This window comes from Undibacterium sp. GW821-FHT11B02 (assembly GCF_058808955.1).
Window position 1 is genome coordinate 308,601 of sequence record NZ_JBXASD010000007.1, and the last position, 22,549, is coordinate 331,149.

At 49.1% G+C, this 22,549-nt stretch carries 30 protein-coding genes and 1 tRNA gene; 11 read left to right on the forward strand and 20 right to left on the reverse strand.

Annotation, left to right across the window (positions count from 1 at the left end; all coding sequences use genetic code 11):
• The first annotated feature begins 5 nt into the window (after positions 1 to 5).
• The 6 genes from rph (at position 6) to AC1RVX_RS17190 (ending at position 6,209) form a co-directional block, all read left to right on the forward strand.
• Positions 6 to 743, forward strand: coding sequence for a ribonuclease PH (rph, locus tag AC1RVX_RS17165; RefSeq protein WP_493217808.1), 738 nt, complete (start codon positions 6 to 8; stop codon positions 741 to 743).
• A 12-nt stretch (positions 744 to 755) separates the two neighbouring features.
• Positions 756 to 1,340, forward strand: coding sequence for an RdgB/HAM1 family non-canonical purine NTP pyrophosphatase (gene rdgB, locus AC1RVX_RS17170; protein ID WP_493217809.1), 585 nt, complete (start codon positions 756 to 758; stop codon positions 1,338 to 1,340).
• Complete coding sequence (gene hemW / locus AC1RVX_RS17175) at positions 1,337 to 2,596, forward strand: radical SAM family heme chaperone HemW (protein WP_493217810.1); 1,260 nt, start codon at positions 1,337 to 1,339, stop codon at positions 2,594 to 2,596. The genes rdgB and hemW overlap by 4 nt, the downstream gene beginning before the upstream one ends.
• 309 nt (positions 2,597 to 2,905) lie before the next feature.
• The gene (locus tag AC1RVX_RS17180; protein ID WP_493217954.1) at positions 2,906 to 4,057 is read left to right on the forward strand and encodes an EAL and HDOD domain-containing protein; all 1,152 of its coding nucleotides are present in this window, start codon (positions 2,906 to 2,908) and stop codon (positions 4,055 to 4,057) included.
• Between the two features lie 2 nt (positions 4,058 to 4,059).
• Complete coding sequence (locus AC1RVX_RS17185; RefSeq protein ID WP_493217811.1) at positions 4,060 to 6,078, forward strand: putative bifunctional diguanylate cyclase/phosphodiesterase; 2,019 nt, start codon at positions 4,060 to 4,062, stop codon at positions 6,076 to 6,078.
• Positions 6,079 to 6,119: 41 nt separating this feature from the next.
• Positions 6,120 to 6,209 (forward strand) — tRNA-Ser (locus tag AC1RVX_RS17190).
• 129 nt (positions 6,210 to 6,338) lie between these two features.
• Here AC1RVX_RS17190 and AC1RVX_RS17195 read toward each other — a convergent pair.
• From AC1RVX_RS17195 to AC1RVX_RS17265, 15 genes are all read right to left on the reverse strand, one after another.
• Positions 6,339 to 7,397 carry a tyrosine-type recombinase/integrase gene (locus AC1RVX_RS17195; RefSeq protein WP_493217812.1) on the reverse strand — a complete coding sequence of 353 codons (1,059 nt, stop codon included), beginning with the start codon at positions 7,395 to 7,397 and terminating at the stop codon, positions 6,339 to 6,341.
• Positions 7,398 to 7,405: 8 nt separating this feature from the next.
• Entirely contained in the window at positions 7,406 to 7,657 is a 252-nt protein-coding gene (locus AC1RVX_RS17200) for a DUF4224 domain-containing protein (protein WP_423026305.1), read from the reverse strand.
• 7 nt (positions 7,658 to 7,664) lie between these two features.
• On the reverse strand, positions 7,665 to 7,844 hold the full coding sequence (locus AC1RVX_RS17205; protein WP_493217813.1) for a DUF7706 family protein: 180 nt from the start codon (positions 7,842 to 7,844) through the stop codon (positions 7,665 to 7,667).
• 10 nt (positions 7,845 to 7,854) lie between these two features.
• Positions 7,855 to 8,010 (reverse strand): hypothetical protein, encoded by a 156-nt coding sequence (locus AC1RVX_RS17210; RefSeq protein WP_493217814.1) that lies wholly within the window; start codon positions 8,008 to 8,010, stop codon positions 7,855 to 7,857.
• The gene (locus AC1RVX_RS17215; RefSeq protein WP_493217815.1) at positions 8,007 to 8,153 is read right to left on the reverse strand and encodes a hypothetical protein; all 147 of its coding nucleotides are present in this window, start codon (positions 8,151 to 8,153) and stop codon (positions 8,007 to 8,009) included. The genes AC1RVX_RS17210 and AC1RVX_RS17215 overlap by 4 nt, the downstream gene beginning before the upstream one ends.
• 18 nt (positions 8,154 to 8,171) lie before the next feature.
• Entirely contained in the window at positions 8,172 to 10,850 is a 2,679-nt protein-coding gene (locus AC1RVX_RS17220) for a toprim domain-containing protein (RefSeq protein WP_493217816.1), read from the reverse strand.
• The gene (locus tag AC1RVX_RS17225) at positions 10,850 to 11,098 is read right to left on the reverse strand and encodes a hypothetical protein (RefSeq protein ID WP_493217817.1); all 249 of its coding nucleotides are present in this window, start codon (positions 11,096 to 11,098) and stop codon (positions 10,850 to 10,852) included. The genes AC1RVX_RS17220 and AC1RVX_RS17225 overlap by 1 nt, the downstream gene beginning before the upstream one ends.
• 6 nt (positions 11,099 to 11,104) lie before the next feature.
• Complete coding sequence (locus AC1RVX_RS17230; protein WP_493217818.1) at positions 11,105 to 11,350, reverse strand: hypothetical protein; 246 nt, start codon at positions 11,348 to 11,350, stop codon at positions 11,105 to 11,107.
• A gap of 16 nt (positions 11,351 to 11,366) precedes the next feature.
• Entirely contained in the window at positions 11,367 to 11,558 is a 192-nt protein-coding gene (locus tag AC1RVX_RS17235) for a hypothetical protein (protein ID WP_493217819.1), read from the reverse strand.
• Positions 11,545 to 11,715, reverse strand: a complete 171-nt coding sequence (locus tag AC1RVX_RS17240; RefSeq protein WP_422951375.1) for a hypothetical protein — start codon at positions 11,713 to 11,715, stop codon at positions 11,545 to 11,547. Before AC1RVX_RS17240 ends, AC1RVX_RS17235 begins: the two co-directional genes overlap by 14 nt.
• A 2-nt stretch (positions 11,716 to 11,717) precedes the next feature.
• Positions 11,718 to 11,873: a hypothetical protein gene (locus AC1RVX_RS17245; RefSeq protein WP_493217820.1), complete on the reverse strand. Its 156-nt coding sequence runs from the start codon at positions 11,871 to 11,873 to the stop codon at positions 11,718 to 11,720.
• A gap of 100 nt (positions 11,874 to 11,973) precedes the next feature.
• Complete coding sequence (locus tag AC1RVX_RS17250) at positions 11,974 to 12,234, reverse strand: Ogr/Delta-like zinc finger protein (protein ID WP_493217821.1); 261 nt, start codon at positions 12,232 to 12,234, stop codon at positions 11,974 to 11,976.
• The gene (locus AC1RVX_RS17255; RefSeq protein ID WP_493217822.1) at positions 12,231 to 12,434 is read right to left on the reverse strand and encodes a hypothetical protein; all 204 of its coding nucleotides are present in this window, start codon (positions 12,432 to 12,434) and stop codon (positions 12,231 to 12,233) included. Before AC1RVX_RS17255 ends, AC1RVX_RS17250 begins: the two co-directional genes overlap by 4 nt.
• Positions 12,435 to 12,484: 50 nt before the next feature.
• Entirely contained in the window at positions 12,485 to 12,676 is a 192-nt protein-coding gene (locus AC1RVX_RS17260) for a hypothetical protein (RefSeq protein ID WP_305261848.1), read from the reverse strand.
• An 11-nt stretch (positions 12,677 to 12,687) separates the two neighbouring features.
• On the reverse strand, positions 12,688 to 12,885 hold the full coding sequence (locus AC1RVX_RS17265; RefSeq protein ID WP_423026285.1) for a hypothetical protein: 198 nt from the start codon (positions 12,883 to 12,885) through the stop codon (positions 12,688 to 12,690).
• A 78-nt stretch (positions 12,886 to 12,963) separates the two neighbouring features.
• Between AC1RVX_RS17265 and AC1RVX_RS17270 the strand changes: the two genes are divergently transcribed.
• The 5 genes from AC1RVX_RS17270 to AC1RVX_RS17290 all read left to right on the forward strand — a co-directional run bounded on the left by AC1RVX_RS17270 (position 12,964) and on the right by AC1RVX_RS17290 (position 16,243).
• Positions 12,964 to 13,395 (forward strand): helix-turn-helix domain-containing protein, encoded by a 432-nt coding sequence (locus AC1RVX_RS17270; protein WP_493217823.1) that lies wholly within the window; start codon positions 12,964 to 12,966, stop codon positions 13,393 to 13,395.
• Positions 13,395 to 13,913, forward strand: a complete 519-nt coding sequence (locus AC1RVX_RS17275) for a hypothetical protein (RefSeq protein ID WP_493217824.1) — start codon at positions 13,395 to 13,397, stop codon at positions 13,911 to 13,913. The genes AC1RVX_RS17270 and AC1RVX_RS17275 overlap by 1 nt, the downstream gene beginning before the upstream one ends.
• Before the next feature lie 27 nt (positions 13,914 to 13,940).
• On the forward strand, positions 13,941 to 14,420 hold the full coding sequence (locus AC1RVX_RS17280; RefSeq protein WP_493217825.1) for a hypothetical protein: 480 nt from the start codon (positions 13,941 to 13,943) through the stop codon (positions 14,418 to 14,420).
• Positions 14,421 to 14,507: 87 nt separating this feature from the next.
• Positions 14,508 to 15,137, forward strand: coding sequence for a hypothetical protein (locus AC1RVX_RS17285; RefSeq protein ID WP_493217826.1), 630 nt, complete (start codon positions 14,508 to 14,510; stop codon positions 15,135 to 15,137).
• Positions 15,134 to 16,243 (forward strand): DUF262 domain-containing protein, encoded by a 1,110-nt coding sequence (locus tag AC1RVX_RS17290; protein ID WP_493217827.1) that lies wholly within the window; start codon positions 15,134 to 15,136, stop codon positions 16,241 to 16,243. Before AC1RVX_RS17285 ends, AC1RVX_RS17290 begins: the two co-directional genes overlap by 4 nt.
• A 45-nt stretch (positions 16,244 to 16,288) precedes the next feature.
• Here the strand turns inward: AC1RVX_RS17290 and AC1RVX_RS17295 are convergent, their stop codons facing one another.
• The 5 genes from AC1RVX_RS17295 to AC1RVX_RS17315 all read right to left on the reverse strand — a co-directional run bounded on the left by AC1RVX_RS17295 (position 16,289) and on the right by AC1RVX_RS17315 (position 22,547).
• A complete protein-coding gene (locus tag AC1RVX_RS17295) occupies positions 16,289 to 17,014 on the reverse strand; it encodes an HNH endonuclease (protein WP_493217828.1) in 726 nt (241 codons plus the stop codon).
• 33 nt (positions 17,015 to 17,047) lie between these two features.
• Positions 17,048 to 18,133, reverse strand: a complete 1,086-nt coding sequence (locus AC1RVX_RS17300) for a DUF4062 domain-containing protein (protein WP_493217829.1) — start codon at positions 18,131 to 18,133, stop codon at positions 17,048 to 17,050.
• A gap of 71 nt (positions 18,134 to 18,204) precedes the next feature.
• A complete protein-coding gene (locus AC1RVX_RS17305) occupies positions 18,205 to 19,230 on the reverse strand; it encodes a contractile injection system protein, VgrG/Pvc8 family (RefSeq protein ID WP_493217830.1) in 1,026 nt (341 codons plus the stop codon).
• The gene (locus AC1RVX_RS17310) at positions 19,227 to 19,682 is read right to left on the reverse strand and encodes a phage tail protein (protein WP_493217831.1); all 456 of its coding nucleotides are present in this window, start codon (positions 19,680 to 19,682) and stop codon (positions 19,227 to 19,229) included. Before AC1RVX_RS17310 ends, AC1RVX_RS17305 begins: the two co-directional genes overlap by 4 nt.
• Before the next feature lie 15 nt (positions 19,683 to 19,697).
• Positions 19,698 to 22,547 carry a phage tail tape measure protein gene (locus tag AC1RVX_RS17315; RefSeq protein WP_493217832.1) on the reverse strand — a complete coding sequence of 950 codons (2,850 nt, stop codon included), beginning with the start codon at positions 22,545 to 22,547 and terminating at the stop codon, positions 19,698 to 19,700.
• Positions 22,548 to 22,549 lie beyond the last annotated feature (2 nt).

Here is a 22,549-nt window from a genome sequence, read left to right on the forward strand (position 1 = left end):
ATCACATGTCAAATACATTTCGCCCTAGTGGGCGCACAGCGGACGCCTTGCGTCCGGTTGTCATCAGTCGCCATTTCACCAAGCATGCTGAAGGCTCAGTCCTGATCGAGTTTGGTGATACTCGGGTTATCTGTACCGCCAGTATAGAAGACAAGGTACCCGGCTTTTTAAAAGGCAAAGGGCAGGGGTGGCTAACCGCCGAATATGGCATGCTGCCACGTTCCACACACAGCCGCATGGACCGCGAAGCAGCCAAAGGCAAACAGTCTGGCCGCACCCAGGAAATTCAGCGACTGATAGGACGCTCATTGCGCGCAGCCTTTGATCTGGAAGCATTTGGTGAGCGCACCCTGCATATCGATTGTGATGTTATTCAGGCTGATGGAGGCACACGTACCGCTTCGATCACCGGTGCCATGGTGGCAGCCTATGACGCATTTTCCAGACTGGTGGAGCGCGAACTGATCCCACGGGTACCAGTCAAGCATTTTGTGGCAGCGATTTCTGTTGGTGTGTACCAGTCGCAGCCGGTACTGGATTTGGATTACCCTGAAGATTCGCAATGCGATACCGACATGAACGTGGTCATGACAGAAAACGGCCATTTTGTCGAAGTACAAGGGACCGCCGAAGGCGAAACCTTTGATCGTGCCACCATGAATCAACTGCTGGACTTGGCACAAGAGGGCATCAACGATCTGATCGCCCTGCAAAAACAGGTGCTAGGCTTGCAGGCAAGCTGAAGAGGCCAGTATATGAACAAAAAAATCGTCCTGGCATCGAATAATCAGGGCAAGTTGAAAGAGTTTTACCAGATACTTGCTCCGCTGGGTATTACGCTATGTTCACAATCTGAATTTCAAGTACCTGAAGCAGAAGAACCGTATCCCAGCTTCATAGAAAATGCCCTGACCAAGGCCAGGCATGCATCCCGCCTGACAGGTTTGCCTGCATTGGCAGATGATTCCGGTATCTGCGTGAATGCCCTCAACGGTGCACCAGGTGTTATTTCTGCCCGTTATGCAGGCGAACCCAAGTCCGATCTCAGAAATAATCAAAAGCTGATTGCTGATTTGGCTGGCATTATCGACAAGTCAGCCTATTATTATTGTGTACTGGTCTTTGTGCGGTCTGAATTTGATCCGCAGCCGGTGATTGCTGATGGTGTCTGGTCCGGTGAGTTGATTGCCGACGCCAGAGGCGAAAACGGTTTTGGTTATGACCCTCATTTTTTCTTGCCCAGCCTTGGCAAAACCGTGGCCGAACTGTCGGCAGAGCAAAAAAATCAGTTATCCCATCGTGGGCAGGCTTTGCGTGCCCTGGTTGAAAAACTCAGATGATACCGATCAAGCCTATTCCGGCAACACCCGTAGTTCAACCAGGCAAGCGCGATTTGTCGGCGTTGCCGCAGAATGTGGCAAGTCAATACTTGTCGCCAGGCAGCCTTAATCTGACGCAATTGCCGCCGCTGTCGCTGTATATTCATTTTCCATGGTGCGTCAAAAAATGCCCTTACTGCGATTTCAATTCGCATGAAGTGCGTAGCAGCTTTGACGAACAGGCGTATCTGGATGCCCTGCGGGCTGATCTTGAAATGGCTTTACCCTTAATCTGGGGGCGCAAGATATACACCATATTTATCGGTGGCGGTACCCCCAGCCTGATGTCTGCAGCCGGGCTGGACAGGTTGTTATCCGACGTGCGTACCTTATTGCCGCTGGATGGCGCCGCTGAAATAACCATGGAAGCCAATCCAGGCACTTTCGAGGCAGAAAAATTCCGCTCCTACCGTCAAAGCGGCATCAACCGCCTCTCAGTTGGGATACAAAGCTTTAATTCCCAGCACCTGGCAACACTGGGCCGCATTCATGACGGTGATGAAGCGCGCCGTGCCATAGATATCGCCAGTACAAATTTTGACAATTTCAATCTTGATCTGATGTTTGCCTTGCCCGGCCAGACCCTGGAAGAAGTCAGGCAGGATGTGGAAACTGCCATCGCCTTTGCGCCACCGCATCTGTCCCTATATCATCTGACGCTGGAACCAAATACCTATTTCGCCAAATATCCACCAGCCATACCCGACGACGACCTCAGTGCTGAAATGCAAGATCTCATCCATGCCAATATGGCAGCAGCAGGCTACGGCAATTATGAGGTGTCTGCTTATGCACAAACAAAACGTGAATCGCGGCATAACCTGAATTACTGGAACTTTGGCGACTACCTGGGCATAGGGGCGGGTGCACATTCCAAACTGTCATTTCCCCATCGCGTCGTCAGGCAAGCACGTTATAAACAACCCAAAGCATATATGGATGCCGTGGCCAGTGGTAACGCCGTGCAGGAATCTGCAGAAATCCAGGCAGATGAAATGGGGTTTGAATTCATGCTGAATGCCCTGCGCCTGCAAAGCGGGTTTAACGTCAACCTTTTTCAGGAACGCACTGGCATGTTGCTCAACACCATCGAGAGCGAGTTACGCGAAGCTGAAAAGAAAGGCTTGCTGTACCGGGATCACCAGACTATCTCACCCACGCCTTTGGGCAAACTTTTTCTGAACGACCTGCAACAGATTTTTTTGAAGTCAGTGTAAAGACATTCGTCATTCTGCCAACGCGCTACCTGTCATTTGGCATGACAGTGATTCATTTTTTAACAGACGCTCACGTTTTGTCTTGTGATAGAAGATTTTTGCTGCACCTGATCAAAAAACAGGCAAGTTCTGGCTCAGCTTTTAAAGTAAAGAGTCATTCTTGCCGATAATCTTCAAAATACCTCATGTATTGCATTAAATTGTGTTGCAATTGGTAAAGTCTCAAATTAATATCTGTAACAATTTTGATCCAAATTGCTCTTTCCACCTATGACAAAAAACTTGGGAATTGGCACATTTTTGCCAATCGTGAACGGCAAACAGCAACTGCAGGCATTGCAGGCTGATTTTGGCGACATGCCTGTGGGAGAAGTATTTTCTATTCTTCAGTTTTTGAACGAGAGCGATTTTTTTTCAAAACTAACCCCCATTTCAATGTTGGTCAAGGTCAGTGATGTCGCCCAGATCCCCACTGACCTGGATACACGCCTGCCCACCACAAAGATCAAGCTTTGCATACCTGAAGCCCATGCCAGTGATAAAGAGATACAACTCCGCTTAAAGCATTTTGGTTCACTGGGTGTTACGGTATTGCTCGACGATTTTAATGCCGGTTACGAACCGGCCTGGGAAGACACCAAGGTTGTTGCTGTTGATTGCAGTGCTGACATACCAATTCAGATTAAACCTTGGCTGGTGCGCCTGCATGGTGGCACACATCTGGCAAAGAACCTCTCAAGTACAACCATACTGGAAAAGGCTATTGAAGCCGGTTTTAAATGGTTTTCTGGTGATTATGCGTTTAATCCACCTGCCAGTAATAAATCAGCCGATGTCGGTGCCAGAACACGCTTGCTGAAACTCTTGGGCCTGGTCGCCAGGGATGCAGAATCACGTGAACTGGAAGAACTTTTCAAGCAGGATACAACCCTGTCTTTCATGCTATTTAAAATGGTCAGTTCGGCAGCCTTTGCACAAACCGTGCGGGTATCCAGTTTTGGTCAGGCCATCAACCTCCTGGGCAGGCGGCAGTTGCAAAGGTGGCTGCAATTGCTGTTGTATGCGCACCAGCATGATAATACCGGCGGCTTAAACCCGCTGATGCCACGCGCAGCCTTTCGCGCTGGCCTGATGGAAGCCATTTGCCACAAGCAGGGCGGCAATAAAGACCAGTTGGATTGCGCCTTCATGGTCGGCATGTTCTCATTGCTGGATAAACTGTTTGGCACCCCTTTGTCCGAAGTTTTGCAGCCGCTGAATTTAAACGCTGATGTACTCGATGCCTTGCTGCACAAATCCGGGCAACTCGGCAAATGCCTGGATCTGGTAGAGCGTGCCGACCGTGCATATGCCAATTTTGACATGACCCTGATGGAGGAAATCGGCCTCAAACCGAACGAGTACTATGACTGCGTAATCGCTGCCTATGCTTGGGTTAACCAGGTTTGCCAGGACATGTGACCATGAGCATGTCGCCTGCAATCAATGAACTGGAAATTGGCGTCAGCCTCAGCGAGGCCGTATTGTGCCTGCAAGGTGAAGCGCTGGATGCAGAATTGAATCGCATTGTCAGTAGCGTGTTTAGCGATACCAATGCAGCCTTCAAACGCGGCTTGCCCAACCCCGGGCAGATACAGAATGCAGTGCATTGCGCTGCTACGGCCGAAAGTTACTACGTGCTTTCCGGCAAAATGGGACGTATCAATGAAGCCGACATACAAAAACTGAACATGTTGGCCGCGCTGACGGCCAGACTGTTTTCTCGCCGCGCCTTGCTGGACAAGCAATACCAGGCATCCGCCCAGGCACAACTACAACAAACCCAGATACTCGATCAGATTCACGAATCCGTCATCACCATGGATCTGGCAGGTTTCATCATCAGTTGGAACCGTGGCGCAGAAAAACTGTTTGGTTATGATGCCCAAGAAGTCATCGGCAAGAATATTCTCTTCCTGTACGAAGATGAAGACATCGACGGCTTAAAGCTGTATGACAGCTTTCTGGAGCAGGGCGGACGCGAGATGGAAGTGCGTCGCAAAAAGAAATCCGGTGAAGTGTTCTGGGCCAGCCTCAGCCTCTCACCTTTGTGTGATACCCATGGCATGCCCATAGGTATTATTGGCTATTTAAGCGACATTACCGAGCGCAAAGAAGCCGAAGATAAAATCAATTACCTCGCCTATTACGACGCCTTGACTAGCCTGCCCAACCGCAGTTTGTTCAAACAGTTGGTTGACAATGCCCTGTTGCAGTCACAGCGCAACAATACCGGTGCCGCCATCATATTTATTGACCTGAACCGCTTTAAACTCATCAATGACACCCTGGGCCATGAAATAGGTAATGAACTGTTGCGGCAGGTCGCCTCACGGTTTTTGACTACCTTACGCGAAAACGATGTCGTTGCCCGCTTGGGCGGTGATGAATTTGCGATAGCCTTATTGGATATTAACCAGCATTTTCAGGCCAGTCTGGTGGTGCAAAAGCTGTTGCAGGCGCTGGAAAACGCATTTGTAATGGATGAACATGAGCTGAGGGTAGGGGCCAGCATAGGCATTAGCGTCTTTCCGCAAGATGGCAGCGGTGCCGATGCCTTGCTACAAAAAGCCGATATCGCCATGGTGAAAGCCAAACGTAGCGCTGGCAATGTATCTGGCAGCTTTTTATTTTATAGCGACAGCATGAACCAGAGCAGCGCTAGCAGACTGTACCTGGAATCTGCCATGCGCAAAGCATTGGAAAACCACGAATTTTATCTCGTGTATCAACCCAAGGTAGACCTGGTCAGTGGAAAAATCATCGGTGCCGAAGCGCTGCTACGCTGGCAACATCCAGAAAAAGGTTTCATCTCACCGGTAGAATTTATCCCTGTTGCTGAAGAAACCGGCCTGATCCTGCAAATTGATGAATGGGTACTGGACACTGCCTGCGCCCAGGCCAAAGCCTGGCAAGACAGCGGTATTGCGCCTTTCCGCATTGCTGTTAATGTATCGGCGCGTGAATTTACCAACAACTTGCCAGTGCGCGTCAAAGAGGCACTACAACGCCACCAGATATCACCCCAATGGCTGGAACTGGAAATTACCGAAGGTATGCTCATGCATAGCTCGGAAAGCGTCATTGCCATCATGGAGCAAATCACCGCGCAAGATGTCGTACTGGCACTGGATGATTTTGGTACCGGCTATTCCAGCTTGTCGTACCTAAAACGTTTCCCTATTGACACGCTTAAAATCGACCGATCATTCATACAAAGCATCCCTGCTGACCCCAACGACTGCGCCATCGCCAGCGCCATCGTCCTCATGGCCAAACAGCTACACCACAAAGTGATTGCAGAAGGTGTAGAAACCCAAGAGCAGCTTGATTTTTTGATCAAAGCTGGCTGTGACGAAGTGCAAGGCTATCTGTATTCCAAGCCAGTAAACCCTGAACAATTGATCAGCCTGCTGGATTTGAATTTCCGTACTAAAATTTGAGTCTTGTTGAAGGGACATAAACCGGGTATAATCACCGGCTCGGAAGCTTGGCAGAGCGGTTGAATGCACCAGTCTTGAAAACTGGCGAGGTGTTATAGCCTTCGTGAGTTCGAATCTCACAGCTTCCGCCAACGAATACGAAAAAGCCCTTGATAATCAAGGGCTTTTTTATTTTCAGCATTTATTATTGCCAGGCCGCCAAGCCCTCAAAATACGCAAAATGGCCTGAGTTGCGGAGACGATCTCCGCAACCCCCGTATTTATCGGGTCGGTTTGACCTCTTCACCGATACGGCGATACACTTTTTCTGTGATCTGTTTGTCATTATGCCCAAGCAATTTGCTGGCATCGTGCAGACTCGCGATTTCGCTGGCCGCTTTTGATCGGATATCCCTGAATTGAAACTTTTCAATTTTTCCAGCAAGGTGCTCATTTCCTTCAAGCCAGGCTTTTTCCGCTGCAGACGTCCTGGCCTTCTCAAAACGCAAGCGTAAAGTCCATTTGTTTAACGGCTGATCCTGTTCCGTGGTAACAATGTAAGATTTGTTAATCCGGTGCGGCCGGGCAAGAATCTGATCGAGGGCAAGGCCCAGCTCTGAACGCACGCCATTGATATCAAGCATGATCCGTAAAAACTTCTTGGTTTTGCCTTGTTTGACATGCAGTGCACCGTCATGGATATCCGTCTCCAGCATGCGCAGCACGTCGCCTGGTCGTTGTCCAGTTAAATAAGCCATATCCATCGCATCACGTAACTCGAAGGGGGCGAGGGCGTATACGGCCTCCCATACATCCTTTGATGCGTAAAAATCCCTGGGCTCCTCCTTATTCTTGCGCACTCCACGGCAAGGGTTTTCTTGCGCGGTATAACCCCATTCTCGCGCAATGTTGAAAATATGCGACAACAACGCCAATTCCCTGTTTGCGCGGATCTTCGCCGTTCTCACATCTCTATAAGCAGCAATCATTTGCGGCGTAATAGCATCAATAGGCGCAGAGTCGAACACTTTACGCAATTGTCGTATTGAGTCTGCATTGTCTTTCTGCGTGCTTCGTGCCTTATCCGGCAAGATATACCGCTCATAGCGGTCAAAAATATGACACATCAGGCCAGTTTCAACCGGCGCAGCAACGCACTCCAGCTCAGCCCATTTTCGCTTGGCCTCGTTCAAGTCCTTACCCAAAGGGATTTCCAATCGCTTACCGACTTCATCGCGCCCGTTGTAGTAATAACTTGTCCAAAGTTTGCCACTCTTCAGCTTCTTAGTTCGTTTTAGCATTTTTGGTGGCAATGCCCGCGACGTAGTTTTTGGTCTCATAGTAAAAATCAAGATAATTTAGAAAAATCAGGCACCCAAGGCGCAGCTGGGGCAAAACTGGCAGGATTCACGCCCGCCAGCTTCAAGCGGGCATACAAGCGGCCCACGACTGGTTCCCCGTTACGTTTCAAGTGATATACCCAGCCATTATTTACCAGCCACGTCACCTGGTCGTGCCGGCGCGGGCAGCCAGTGATACTTGCCAGCTCATCGCTGGTCAGTGTCTCAGTGTCCACTCTGGTTTCGAAAATTGAACTCATATGTCACTCAACGTGGCGCGAAGCCATTATCAGCAAGGGCGTCTGCAACCTTCAGCGCACCTTCCTGCATCAAATAGGCTTCATCGATATTGGCAGCAAGCTGTTTAAATTCAGAGAACCCGATACGCTTAAAAAATTGCGCCAAAGCCTGGGCCTGATCCGCATTCATGTATGAAGTAATTTTCACCGTTCTCATTTCACTGAACCCCCACGTTTTCATTCACGATTACGGCCACTGTTTCAGCATCGATACCCAGCAGCCGGGCAACTTCATCAAAGCGGGCCGCTTTGGCCTTGCCAGGTGCGTAAGTGATGGCATAAGCCTGCAAAATCCGATGTTTAGCAACAATCATTTGCCACCTCTGCAGGGCTTGACGGTTACGCCACAAGCGCCAAAAAAATCATAGGCAGCATCAAACACCGCGCAGGCCTCCTGGGCGATGGCGAAGTATTGAAACTCGCCCAGCTCTGTTTTTACTTTGACTCGAAAGCTCATATTCGGTCCTTTCAATAGTTATTTGTCGCGCTGGAAAATCCAGCATCTAACGGTTGTTGCCGGGGTGGCGATTGGTGACTGTGTGTTCCGTACAAGACTGTAGATAGGCTTGTTAGCTTCGATAAACTTGCGTCGGGCGCTGGTCTTCAGTACCTTTTTAAGATCGCGTAATGGCGGCACTTGCTGACGTTTCTCTGTTGCCACCTGCAGGAAATGGTTAAGATTGACTGCGATCAGGTTGGGGTCGCGGGAATGATTCAAGATCGACATATCCCCGTTGTCCAGGTAGTCGAAGGCCTCCCAGAATTCCTGCACCAGCACATGGTCACTATTGATAACCTGCTGGCGTTCCTCGGCCATGGTCACGATCTGGGCTTTTAGTGCGGCCTGCTGCGATTCAGGCAGCTTCACCACCAGCGCCAGGGCATCAGCCAGGGCCAGCATTTGCGCGTGGGTTTCTACCAGGCGCGGCATCTTGATATTCTTGTTTTGGCGCAGTTCTTTTAGATACTTAGGGGTATTAGTACCCACCAGCTCCATGATGGCTTTCTCGCGCTTGGTAGCGGCCAGAATGAAGCCTGAAACCTGTTCCACAGACATATACTTCAGCTTATCGGCCGCTTCGCCAGATGCCGCCGTCTGCGTCGACCGGTCAAAATACAAATGCACAATCCGCGACAAAATCGCCTCAGATGCATTCACCGGGTTGTTTTGCGATATCACGATAGATCCACGGAAAGGCGGCTCGTATGTCTCATTGCCGCCTGTCGCCATGCCCCTGGCACGCATGCTGCGGCCGTTGTATGCCGTCTTCAGCTCGTCCCAATCAAATGACTTCACATGGCTTTTGTCTTCCCCCATGCGTTCGCGGTCAGACTCAATCAACACCACCGGCAAACAAGAAACCTGCCCAAAATTACGCGCCCGCGCCGCAAGGCTAGACTTTGCCGGGTCGAAGCCCTCATACCCGTTACGGCCGAACAGCTTCCACAAGAATTCAATCAAGGTCGATTTACCGGCCCCGGCTTCGCCCACCACCTCAAGGAAAGGGTAAGACGATTGTTTAGACCTGATCTGCTCCGCAAACAGCGACCCAAACCAGAAAGTAAGCGCCACCAAGCCTTTGGCACCAAAGGCCGTCCAGATCAGGTCAAGCCAGTCTGTACGGTATTCGTTGCGGTCGCGGTTAATGGTCAGATTGACAGACTTATTCAAAGACTTGATCGACAACTTGCCGATATCAAAGAAATCCTCGCTGTTCACCTCATTCAAAACGCCGTCTTTCATCGCCACATCACCCAGCACATAACAGCCATGCTCAAGGCTGTAACCTATGTAGTCGATGGTATCCACGCGCTTGATGTTGTAAAGCTGGTCCGCAAGAATCCGCTTTAACTGGTTGCTGCTGCCGTTATACATAGCGCCCCCAGCCATACCCAGCAAGCGCTTATTAAACTCCGCAGAGCATGCTATTTGAGATGCAGTAAACGTGTTCTTCACCGGTTTGCCGTCATGCGGGAATGACACACGGAAGTAGTACCAGCTCTCGTTAGTGATCAGGTTTTCCTGAAAATACAAAGCTTTCGGCAAACAGTTGGCTATTTCATAGACCGTGCTTGATGTCATCAGCGCCTGGTCGCGCAAGGCATACTCAGACAAGGTTTTTGAATCCTCGCTGTTGTCCTGCTGCTCCCTGGCCTTGTTGTAGCGTTCCAGATCCAGGCGAAACCAAAACAGCCGGTTACCAAAATCAAAATAGAACTCAGTCTGGCCACCGTCATGCTTGTAGCGCAGCAATGCCTTTTCCTCCGGGGATTTCGCCAGCAGCAAGTCCCCGTGATAACGGTATTCCTCTATATCTTTTTCAGACAGCGCATCACGCTGGTGCGCATCATTCCAATCCAGCTTATTCTTGCCGTCCTGTGGTATCTGTGCCGCCGCACACTCCCAGCCTGCAGCCCTGGCTTTATCTACATGCTTCTTGGTGTAGCTGCGCCCAGCATTGTCGCCGTCCAGCGCCCATACTAGTATGCAATCCATGTTGCCACGCGAGGCGGCCAGGTTACGCAAAGCCTCCTCTGGGTAGTTATTGCAACTACCCAGGGCAACTGCAGGGATATCATGGTGCATTAGCGCCAGCGCATCAAAAACGCCCTCTACCAGCCACAATTCCGCTTTATCTTGAATGACCACCGGGTCAGGCTTCCACCACTGACCGTAATACTTCGAGCCATACTTAAAGTGCGCCTTCTTTTTGCCGAAGCGGTACGGCTGATCAATGATCCTTTCCCAATAGCCATTCCCAAAAGGAAAGCGCACCGTGGCACTGCCTATCTTCAGCTCCTGGTCAAAGTAATACTCCTGCGTATACATGCCCTGAACCTTCGCCAGCGCAAAGCCACGGCCATGCTGCATATATGCGTCGGCTGCCGCGTTCGGGTTTGGCTTTTCTGGTGTGGGCTTGTAACGCTCAGACCAGTTATCAAACAGATCCGGGTACAGGTCTTTGACGTGCCTAGTCTCACCGCAATTGTTCAGACGGCCGCAGCGAATCACCCAGGGGTGCTCTGCATTGATATACAGCTCTTTTTTCTGGCAGGCCGGGCAGATACCCCCGCGCAGCATGCCGTTTTGTTCTGGCTTGAACTTGAATTCAGCCAGGCGCTGCAAGATTTCTTGACGAAGCGATTCATCCATTACGCGCCCGCCTTGTTGCCGGACGCCGCTTCTATATCAATAATTGCGTGCTTGATACTGTGCTTCAGCATGCATAAGCCGCCCCAGATTTCCTCGTATCCGGGCTTGCTTGAATCTAGTTCTTGTGATGCGGTGTCAAGGTAATCTCTTAGCGCGTACAACTCGCTGGGATACAGCATCGTCATCATCTTGATAATGGGCTGGCGGTCACGCTCAGGTAAAACTAAAAGGTAGGATGTGGTATTCATAGTCATTCAATCAAAATCACCGCTTGCACGGCGTTTAAAGTCGTTTACTGGCTGTTTGCCGGGCTGCGCCTGGTCTTTCTGCTTGGCCGTAGGTCTGCCAAATAAGTGCGCTGGCACCCGGCCGCGCCAGCAATGCGCCACCATGGCAAGGCTGTGGCGCATTAGTGGTGGTAATTGCTCAAAAGGGATCGTGATGCGCAAGGCGGCATGTACCTTGCGCAGCTCGTCGTCTGTGGTTGCTGGAATAGCCATGATTTTTTGTGACGCGTCACGAAAATTTGTGCTGTTCTTCAATCAGCAACTGGCGGCCTTCCTGCAGCAGCCGCACATTGCGGGAATATTCCTGCTCGGCTTCCACGTCCTCCAAACGCTCTGCAATGCCCTGCAGACGTTCGTTTTCCGTGACGCCCAGGCTGATAGCGCCCATCAGGGCGACGTACACTTGATTAGGCAATCTCATTGCGCTGCCCCCTTAGGAAGTTGAATTTCTGTTCCCGCTGACGGTCGCGGTATTCCTTGGCGCGCTGGGCTGCACTCTTTGCGTTGGGCTTGCGTGGGCGGCCCCGGCCGGGCTTGTTGAAAATGTCGCGGGTAAAATCATCACCAGGCTGTTGCATGCTCACCACTCCCCGGCAAGGCCGCCCAGATCGTGGATAACTTCCCCTATCAGGCTGCGGCTATACAAACGGCTCATCATTGGGCCGCGACGGGATGACGCCAGCAGCTTGTGTATCTCTCGCGCTAATACAAAACGGGTTGCAAATGTCAAACGCATGGTGGCCTCCAAAAAATTTAGGCAAAAAAAGTCCCTCACGCCTGAAAACAGGCATGTTCATTCATCAAAAACGGGTTAGGGTAGGGCGGCTAGATCAGCGTCATCCGACAGCCAAGTTCAGCGACAACTGATTCAAGGCAGCCTGCCTGGCATGCCTTGATATAGGTATCCTGACCTTATAGTCAGGCGTGGCAGACAAAGACAAGGTGCGCAATACCTCAAGGCCAGCCACAAACACATGGCCGCAATCGACGTTATTGCAGCGGTAAGTGATTTCTTTAAACATGGGTGACATCGTGCGGCTTTTGATGGCGCGCACACCTTGCGTGCAATGAGGGCATGGCAGACCGATTACTCTCATTCCGTTGTCCTTTCAAAATCTTCAAGTGAAACTAAATTCATTGCGCGGCCGCTGCCCGTCATTCTCTGCATGCCCAGGCGCAAGAACCGCTTGGCTAAAAATTCAGCCGTTTCATCAAGGTCACGCAGCCCCCATTGAACACGCACTTTTTCAAGTATTTCTAATTCAGCGTCCGTGAAATCGGTATCGAGTGAAGGCATCTTCTTGTTTCGTCTACTTCAAAATGGCCTGATGGTGTCTGTCAAAGTAATTACTTTGTAGATAAGATTTGTGGGACTTGCTCGCCCAGCAAAGCGATTGCTTCGCGCAAGACCAGGTCACGCATAAATGCCGCAGGTTGATCGCCCTGATAAGCGGCCATGGCTTTGATTAACTCAAATTCATAGTCATCAAAGCGGATCATCATTTTATTGGTCTTGATGCGTCTTTTATCTGCGTACATGGCGGCCTCGCTTATTTGGATTCGGCAAGTTCACGTTCGTAGTCTGCCAGGCCGCGCAAATAAACCATGCGCGCAAAAGCAGAACGGGAACGCACTTCCTGGGCGGCGTATTTGTCTGTCTTTGCCATTTCTTCAGCAGACAGCCGCAAAGCGAGAGGGAGAGCCAAAGGAATTTTTGGCGCACGACTAGCAATAGAGGGCAGGCTCATAATGTATTATTAAGAGTAGTTACAGGATGTTGCAAATATAGTGCGAAAAACCGCACTTGTCAAATATTGGGTGCAGAATTGCGTGAAATTATAGGAACTCGTCTCAAGGAAGAGCGGGAAAGACTCGGCTACAGCCAAATTGATTTTGCTGCTGCAGGTGGTGCGTCGAAACGTTCTCAGATTGATTGGGAGCAGGGCAAGCTCGTTCCGAACGCTGAATTTTTAGCATTGGTTGCCACCGAGCTTGGCGTGGATGTGCTTTATGTACTGACTGGTTCACATGCCAAAGAAAAAATAACAAGTGATGAAGATGAGATACTAAGTGGATACCGTAAGCTTGATCTCAGGGGTAAGGCGGGTGTCCTTGCCTTAATCGACGGTATGAATGCTAGTTCTGGCGCAAAAAACCAAAACAGCATTACAGGAACGGTGACACAGGCCGTACAAGGCGACCAAACAGTCCACGGCCCAATTAATTTTACGGTTGGTGCGAAGAACTCAAAGGAGTAATGTCCGGCACAAACTCGGCTTCAGAGCCAGATGTGAGTGTCGGCCAAGCAGTCTTAGGGCATTTAAACGAAGCACCACGATTTACAACTAACCTTCATGTCAATGTTGGCTCAGAAGCGGAGCCAACGAGGTTACAAGTCCAGGCGGAAGGCGAAAGAACCGATATCACCTTGACTGCCCCACTAGCAATTCACAACATCATCTGCAACAAGAAGGTAGTACAAGATTGCGATCAATGCGAGGTGGGGGAAAGAAGACCAAGAATATCAAAGCATACTCGAATATACCTGCTGGCTCTATGTTTCGTAATACTTTTCGCCCTAATAGAAATTACTGTTATACCCACTTTGGCTGAGCCTGACGAAGAAAATCATTTATTAGACAGTTGCTACATTGCCGACAGCCAGCATTCAATCGGCAGTGTCGCCAAGATGAAAAACGGTCAGTACAAGGAATGTGTACAAGTAGTCGATGAGGCACCACAGTGGCGGTCGCTTCAACGTGAGAGATTGCGATGATTTAGTTATCAAGAAATGGATTCGGCTATGTCAGTCATAGATTCAACATTATTAGATTTTTTGTCAAAATCGGCGGTCGGCATAGTAATCGCTGCCGCTAGTGCGCAACTTACAGTACGACTTTCCTTGAATAAATTTCGTTCGGAAGAAATGTGGGAAAGAAAAATTCAAGCATATGAGAAGGTTGTCGTGGCGTTCCATCATTCAAAAAGATACTACGCAGAACACATGCAAGCCGAATATCTTAAGCGTGAATTAAGTGAAGAACAAAATGCAAAATTGCTTCAACAAGCGGCAGCAGGGCGCGACGAAATTCTTCGGGCGGCAGACATAGGCACATTTATGTTCTCTGAAGAAGCTCAAATAATTTTGGAAAGATATGAGTCGAAAAGTCAAAACTTGCCACGTCAAAATACGTGGTTTGAGCACGTAGATTTAAGTCTAGCGATAGTGGAAGAGCACATGAAACAATTTATCTCTGTTGCTAAGAATGATTTAATGAAGTAGGGCACATTTAATGCAATTATGATGTGTATGCTAGGTCGACCAGTAAACATCGTGAGGCTATAACGTTGTCTCTTGCCAAGGAAAACTATGCCATTTTCTCAATTGAAGGAGCTTGCCATGACCAAATATAAGGGCGAGCTTGATAAAGAAATTAATGCTGCACTGAAGAATAACGATAGTGACGAACAAATCGTGAAGAGACTATTTTACTTCCGGCGTTCTCCAATTTCCCTGATTCATGATGATCCAATATTTAAAATTTTTGATTCTGTTGCATCAAAATTTCAAGTGCCTTTTAAGTCAATTTATGTTTCAGGCTCTGCCCAAACTGGTCATAGTCTTTATAAGAACACCGAATTCAGTGAGGGAGATTCTGATTTAGATTTAGCGATTGTTGATGAGCAATTGTTTAGGAAATACAGCGAATTGTCGTATTTAATAACTAATGGCTACAATGATTTAACCAAATTCAAGCGCAGCAATAGGATCAAAGATGTACCAGCTTTTTTTTTGAAAAACCTGGCTCAAGGATGGTTTCGGCCAGATTTGATGCCAGTTTGCGATAAAAGAAGAGATTGGTTCTCATTTTTTTCAGACTTAACTCAACAACATCTCGCGTGCTTTAGAGACGTTAACTGTGGCATTTATCTTTCCCCAGTTTTCTTTGAGCATAGTCTTGTTCGTAATCTCAACACTTATAAAGCAGGAATAAAATGACTAAATATAAGGTAAGGTCTCGTGATTTAGTGGATATTGTTAACGATATACGTAGCGGAACAATTATTTTGTCTCCATATTTCCAACGAAAGTTAGTATGGCGGCTTGCCCATAAAATAGATTTTATTAAAACAATCTTGTTGGGGTTTCCATTCCCAGAAATTTTTCTGTCAAGAGGCACAATTGATGTAATTAGTATGAAATCGACTAGCTGTATTGTTGATGGTCAACAGCGAATGAATACCATTCAAGAATTCATTGATAATCAATTTACCGTTGATGGCAAGACATATGCAGAGCTTGGTGAAGATCTGCAAAAAACATTTTTACAGTATGAAATTGCAATTATTGATCTTAATCTTTCTCAAGACGATCCAGCAATTATTGAAATTTTTCAACGCCTCAATCGAACGTTTTATGCGTTGTCTACGATTGAGAAAATGTCTACAGAATATGGGTCATCTGACTATATGCTGGTAGCGAAATTGCTTTGCGGTGAGCTCCAAAGAGATAATGGCGATGACGATGATAAAGTAATTAGTAATGTCTATGTGGGGCTCAGTAACAGTAATCCAAATATAACGAATGAGTTTGTAACTTGGGGAAACAAACAAGATATATCTTCTTTTCTAGAGCTTATTGTAGAGTCTTCAATATTCTCAAGATATGAAATACAAAGGCAAGTCCATTTAGCATATACACTCAATTTAATGGCTACTATAACCGAGGGGTACTACAATAGAAATGATCAGCTCGAATCTTTTCTTGAACAAAATTCGAATGACTTTGAAACACAAGCAACTACTGTTGCAAGATTGAATAATGCTGCAAAAATATTTCTCGGATTTAAATTTGCTAAAAATTCTCTTTGGTTTTCGAAATCAAATGCATTCACTCTTATTTGCGTACTCGATGCTTGTGCCGAATGGTTTGATGATTTGAATAAATCCGAGATGAAGAAAATTAAAGACGAATTGGTAATTTTCCTTGAAAACATGCCCGAAGACTATGCTCTTGCGGCACGAGAAGCGGTCAATAACAAAAGACAAAGAATGTTGAGGCACAATGCAGTATCTGATGTTATATCAACTGCCATTTTAATTTGACTCCGAGTTTTCGTCCGACGTCATTAATAAATAGTGGCGTTGGTTTTACTTACGTTGAGACGTGACTATGACTCGTAGTTCTTCGACGGTTTTCCAAGGGCGGATTCGATGCAACATGCGATGGCAATTGGCACAAACAATTGCCAGGTCGTCTAACTTAGTGTTTTTAGACTCAACCAAAGTTGATAGTGCACGGCGATGATGGCATTCTATAAAACCATCGCCTAGCGGGCCATAAAAGCGTATGAAGTCAAAATCGCAGGCTTCACAAGCTAGCTTGCCTGTAGCCTTCAACACGCTTTCCTTCTTTTTCTTGATTAATTTTGCATTGCGTTCACGGCGCGTGTGCATTTTTGTAATGATGCGGCCTTCCGGGAATTCATCTAATTTTTCTTCTTTTTCTTCTTCGATGCTTGCTGGCCTAGATATTGTTTTGGCTCCAGCGATAATTGCATGCGCAGCCTGGGTCAATAAAGTTCTGTTTGATGCAAATTCATCCCAAATTATTTTCTCTAACTTCCCACCTCGCTGAAGTCCTGTACCTGTGTAATCAGGATCAAACCGCAGGTAATTGCAGAGCTTCATATACACGCCGTTGGCGTTTCTAAAACCTTGTACCTGTGAGGTCGTGGCATGTATCGGCAGCGAATTTAAAATTTCGCTCAAGGCTTGTATCTCTGGATTGCTGTCAGATGTGTGATTTGGATTTACCCGGAAATAGAGTTCGAGCGCGAGTATGAGTTCGTCTCTAGACCAGTTTGGATTTTTCATGCTCTGATTTGCTTTTTTAATAGGCATGAGAATTTATCTAAAATCCGGACGTTGCTTCTTAGGAGAATATTTTGAAATTATTTTGCTTAGAGCCAATAGTCTTTGCTCTTGCGTTGAGCTACGCAGACCTGTCTCATATAATCGCTGAGCTTCCGCATCCTTAAGTCCAATGCCAAACGATCCACTATCGTCAAATATTGCAGTACATATTAAATATTGATTAAAATCGCCTTCATCTTCTGGATCTGAAGTTACATCGATCTCAAATAATTCAGTCTTTACGAGGTAATCAACATATGATTCATCTTTCGGGTGAATTTTTGAAACAGTGGTGAGATCTATTTTTCGTGCATCTATAGGAAAATCTCCATATGACATCCATTCTTGATGTAAGACGTGCTCAAAAAAACGTTCGATGTCTACTCGTTGCTCTATTTTCGCAATTTCTTTTTCCGCTGCTATTTTATTCGAGGAAATATACAAGCTTTTAACTAATTCCTCTAACCGTTCACCAGATGATTTCATGTTGTCAATAAGTGCAGTTGCTGTACTAATTTGTGCTTTGACTTCACGGGATTTTAATAAATCAAAGATCATTCCAGACCATTGTTTTCGAAGATGTTCTTCAATATCTTGAAAAGTTTGAAATCCTTCAATTGCATTGTTCTTCATGGATTTATGCACTTCGTCAATAAACCCAAAAATGTCTAAGGCATGTTCTTGTTTCTCAATAGAAGGAAACTCGATTTTTGATGCGAAATCTTTTTTCTTGTTTTGAGCGTATATATGCCTGTCTGACATCACGTTACTTTTGACGTAAGTGAAGATAGGAATATCGTTGCGTCTTGCCGCCTCGTATTCTGCATTCGTAATTGAGATGGTTTTATTTGCTGTGTAGGTGCCACCAAAGCGGCCACCGATAATGAGAACGAATAATTGGCAATGCGAAACCTCGTGTACACAGGATTCATGAGTATGTAGTTCTGGATGGTAAAACACGTCACCGTTGTCACTCAAGACAGGGTCAAACCCATAGGAGCGAATAAATTTTTTAAGCTGCTCACGGATCTCACCTAAGTCAAAGCAAGTCGAGCTAACAAATACTTTAGGAACTGCCATGAACATCACCTCCAGAATTAATTACTAATTATGTTTCATTAATTCTAATGGACGCGATAGATTTTCACATCTTAATTTTCTTCAGTTTTTGCATTTTCTGTGTCGCCGCCTTGGGATTTTTTGCTCTCCATCTCCAATTGCGTAGTAAACCCTTGCGCCGTCACGCTATGCATGGTTTTCACGATGATCCATTTTGTATCCCCGATAGGTGCTTTTAAGCTGGGGATGCGCACGCCCATCATGGGCGTAATGTCTGGCCTGCCCAAGGCCAGGGTAAATTGCAAGGTCGCTTTGCCACGCTTTACCCGGTTCATTTCTGCTTTTGCTGCTTGCTCTGCCGCCTCCTGATTGGGGTAGGTGTGGCGCAGGCGTTTGGGGTTGTCGTCTTCGCCTATCAGTTCGCTTTTTTCTTTGGCGTCGTTGGGGTCATGCCATTGGGCGCGCACGCCGCTGTAGGCGTCGCGGCTGGCGGTGTGGTAGCGGTGTTTGTCGCCGTCGCGGCGTTCCAGGGTGATGGTGGGCAGGCTTTCGCCTTTGCTGTTGCTGCCTTCATCAATGGGCAAGAATAGCAGGGCGTCTTTTTTGACGGTGGCGACCGCATCAAAGCGCTTGCCCAGCCGGTTCAAGAAATTAATGTCTGATTCATTGGTCTGGTCTATATGGTTGATTACCTCGCCCTGCAGGCTTTGGCTTACCTTGGGTGCTAAACCATTGTCCTTGGCAATCTGGCCCACGATATCGGCCACGGTCTTTTGATCAAAACTACGGTCTTTGCGGGTGCGTACTGGCTTTGCCATCTCGGCACTGCGGGCGCGCAGGACCAGCATGTCTGGCGCGCCTTCGTGTTCCACTTCATCCACCACAAAGCTGCCTTTATCTACCATTGGGCTGCCTTGCCAGCCTAGCTGCAAAGTGATCTTGACGCCTTTACGTGGTATTGCCACGCGGCCGTCACTATCGTCTATGGTGATGTTCAATTCATCAACGGCGTTTTCTCTCGCCTCGGTCAGTGTCAGACTGACCAGGCGCGGGTAGATTTTGCTGGTAATGTCCTGGCCGTCCAGGGTAATAGCAAAGGCTGGTTTGTTGTGGCTCATTCTAAATCTACCTCTTCCCATTCGATAGCGTCATCACCCAGATCCGGGCCACCTGCGTGCGGGTCCACCTGGTCGCCCAGGTCAACCCGTTTTAAGCTAATAGAAAAATCTATCCTCTGCGGCATGCCATCATCCAGAAAGGTGTTTTTACCCTTGGTCAAGTTGGTGATCAGAAATTGCCCGTATATGCGCCCGGTGCCTTCCACCAGCACATAGGCGTCACCAGCATCGCCCATTTCTTCCAGGTCATCCAAAGACGCCGGGTCACCGGCAAAGGCCGGGGCCATCCAGCCAGACAGGGTGATGGTGTTGTCACCTGGGCCTAAAAACTGGTGCGCGTCGCGCTCGCCCACGCGGCTGGTGTTCGGGTGCTTCCATTCGATTTGTTGCTGGAACTCCTGATACGCGGCCGTGGACAGGCTGAATACAAATTGGCCTAAACTCATCATCATCTTGGTGTGTCCTTCCTATGATTCGTCATAGTCATGCATGGCAGACCGGCGCTGCTGTGCCTGCTGGCGCTCGCGCCTGTCCAGCTCGGCGGCTACTGCCTTGGCAATTGCTTGCGGGTCCATGCCAGCAGCCGGGTTAATCACAATCTGGATATTGCTAGCGGCTGGTGCCGTGTTATTGCCTGCGCTGGCCGCGTTGTTGCTCTGGTTCTGCACCGGCGGGCGTCGGTCAAACTTGATCGGCTCGGCCAGGTGTGGCGGTTGTGGCTGTTGCGCTGCAAACTGCACCAGGGCGTTGGCTTGGGGGTTAAACATTGGTGGCGGCACCTGGGCAAATGCCGGGTTAATTGCCGCGCTAAATGCCAGGCCTGTGCCGATGGCGGTCATTTGCCTGGTCACACCTTGCAGCTTGTCCAATGGCATGGTGGAACCATTGGCAATGCCGTTTGCCAGCCCTTGCATGCTGAATACACCCAGCTCGGTAAACACCACGCTGGGGCTGTGTATGCCTAATTTCTCTTTGAACCAGGAGACAACGTTATCCGCCATGCTGCTGACGGTGTCGCGCACGGTGCTGGCCGCGCTGGTGATGCCATTGACCAGGCCTTGCATCATGAAGCTGCCAAACTCGGTAAATTTGGCGGGTATCTCAAGGCCGAAATATCCCAGCACAGCAGCAAGCGCACGATGGAACAAGCCTAACGGGCTCCAGTTCAGTATCAGGGCAGCCACGCTGCCCATACCGCCATTAAAGGCTTGTTTGACTTCACCCCATACGCCCATGAAGAAGGCGCTCACTTTGTCCCAATTGCGGTAAATCAGGTAAGCCGCACCGGCAATGGCCGTGATTGCCAGGCCTATCGGGTTCATGAGCAAGAAGCGGCCAGCGATCAGGAATACACGGCCCAGCCACATTACAGCGCTACCAGCCATGCGCAAGGCAGGTAACAGGCCACGCAGCCAGACGCCAACGCGGGCAATGAATGGCCCGATACGGGCAAACGCCGCACCCAGCCGGCCAAAGGTGCCAGCCAGAAGACCGCCACGCAGCCCCAGCATGACCATACCAAAGCGCACCAAAGCCAGCGGCCCCAGCAAGGTGGCAAGCACAATCGTTGCACCGCCCATAACGACCAGGAAAGCAGCCAGGCCAGCAAAGCCCACTGTCAGCACTTTGGTGATGGTGGTGTGTTCTTGCATGAATGCGGTAACCGCTTTTAATCCGCTTGCCAGCTTTTGCAGGGCGGCGCTGTAGATGGGTAAAACCTGTTCGCCTATCTCTTTCTGTGCGCTGCGCAGTTTTGCCAGGGCTTCCAGCTCTTGCCCCTTGGCGGTGGTCTTTGCGCCTTTGTCCAGGGTGTCTATATCTGCCGCACCGGCGTTTAACCTGGCGTTTTTGTGTATCTGTTCGCGCTGCAAATACATTTGCGTGAACAGGTTAGACGCCGTGCGGTTGGTCATGATGGTGGCAATGGTGTCTTTGACGCGCTCCTGGTCGGTGATGCCCTTGGCGGCCAGCTTGGGCAGCAAGACGGTTTCCAGCCACGCCATGGGGTCAGACTTGAGCAAATCACCACGGGCAAGTGCGCCTGGCTTGATTTGCTTGATCATGCCTATTTTGTTGTATTCCACCTTGCTGGTATCGAGCAGATCCAGCCTACCCATCTCTTGCGCGGCGCGTACCGTGGTCTTGCCCTGATACAGATTGGAATAGGCAGACATCAGCCCGGTACCAACGCGGTGGCCGCCCATTTCTTGTATCAGCGGTTCCATCTTGTAAAAGAAAGCTTCGTCCTGCAGTGACTTGGCCGCCACGCCGCCGGTCTTGATAAAGTTCAGCCATTCATTGGGGCCTACGCGGCCGCCCGTGGCGGTTAATACCTTTTGCACCAGGTTGGCTTCATGCTCGAATTTTTCTTTGCTGGCAAGGCCGCCGCGCAGCTCGATGACTTTGAGCATGTTCATGAAGGTCTGGCCTTTTTCTGCGCCTTCTTCCTCGCCATACATGGCGGCATTGGCAAATTTCATTTTTGCCAGGGTGGGCAAGACCATTTGTGCATGGTGCAGGTCTGCAAAGACTGTGAGCGAATCGCGCATCAGCTCCAAGTTTTCTAAACTGCTGGTGCCGTAAGTCTTCATTGCCTGGCTGTACTGGATGGCGTCGGCGGCGGTTTTTGCACCCAGGCCCAGGGCGTGGATGCGCTGGATCTCGGTTTCAAAGTGCTTGGATTCGCCCAGGGACTTGATTACCGGCATGCTCATGGCGGTGCCAGTCATGACCATGTCAAAGCCTGTTGACTTGGCATTTGAGGCCGCCATGCGGGATTTTTCCATACGTTGCTTGGCGGCTGATACTTGTTCATGCCGCTTTGCCAGCTCGGCCAGCTTATGCTTTTGCGCGTCTATCTGACTGTTGGTGCTGGTGATGCTGTTGCGCAAGCTGCGCTCATGCCCGCTTAAATTGCTGGTGCTGACGCCTGCAGCGTGCAGCTTGTCGCGCAATACTTGCAATTGCTGGCTTTCTCGCTGGTGCTGTTCTTTGATCAGCCTGGCGGCCTTGGTGGCGCGGTCAAACTCCCGCGTCATGGTGCGCGTGGGGTTTTGGGTGGCGGCCATCTGTTCGGCCAGCTCTTTGACTTTATGGCGGGCAGCATCGAGCCGCCCGCCAGTCTCACGCAAGCCGGTATGCAGTTGCCTGAAGCCTGAGATGTGTTTTTGTTGGGTGTCCAGGTCTTTGAGTTTGTCGCGCAGGGCTTTTAAGGCCTTGCCGCTGGCGCTGGACTGTCCCATGATTTTTTTTAGAGGCGCGGTAACGCGCTCTATCATGTTAAACACCACTTGCAGCTTCAGGTCACGTTCTGACATTG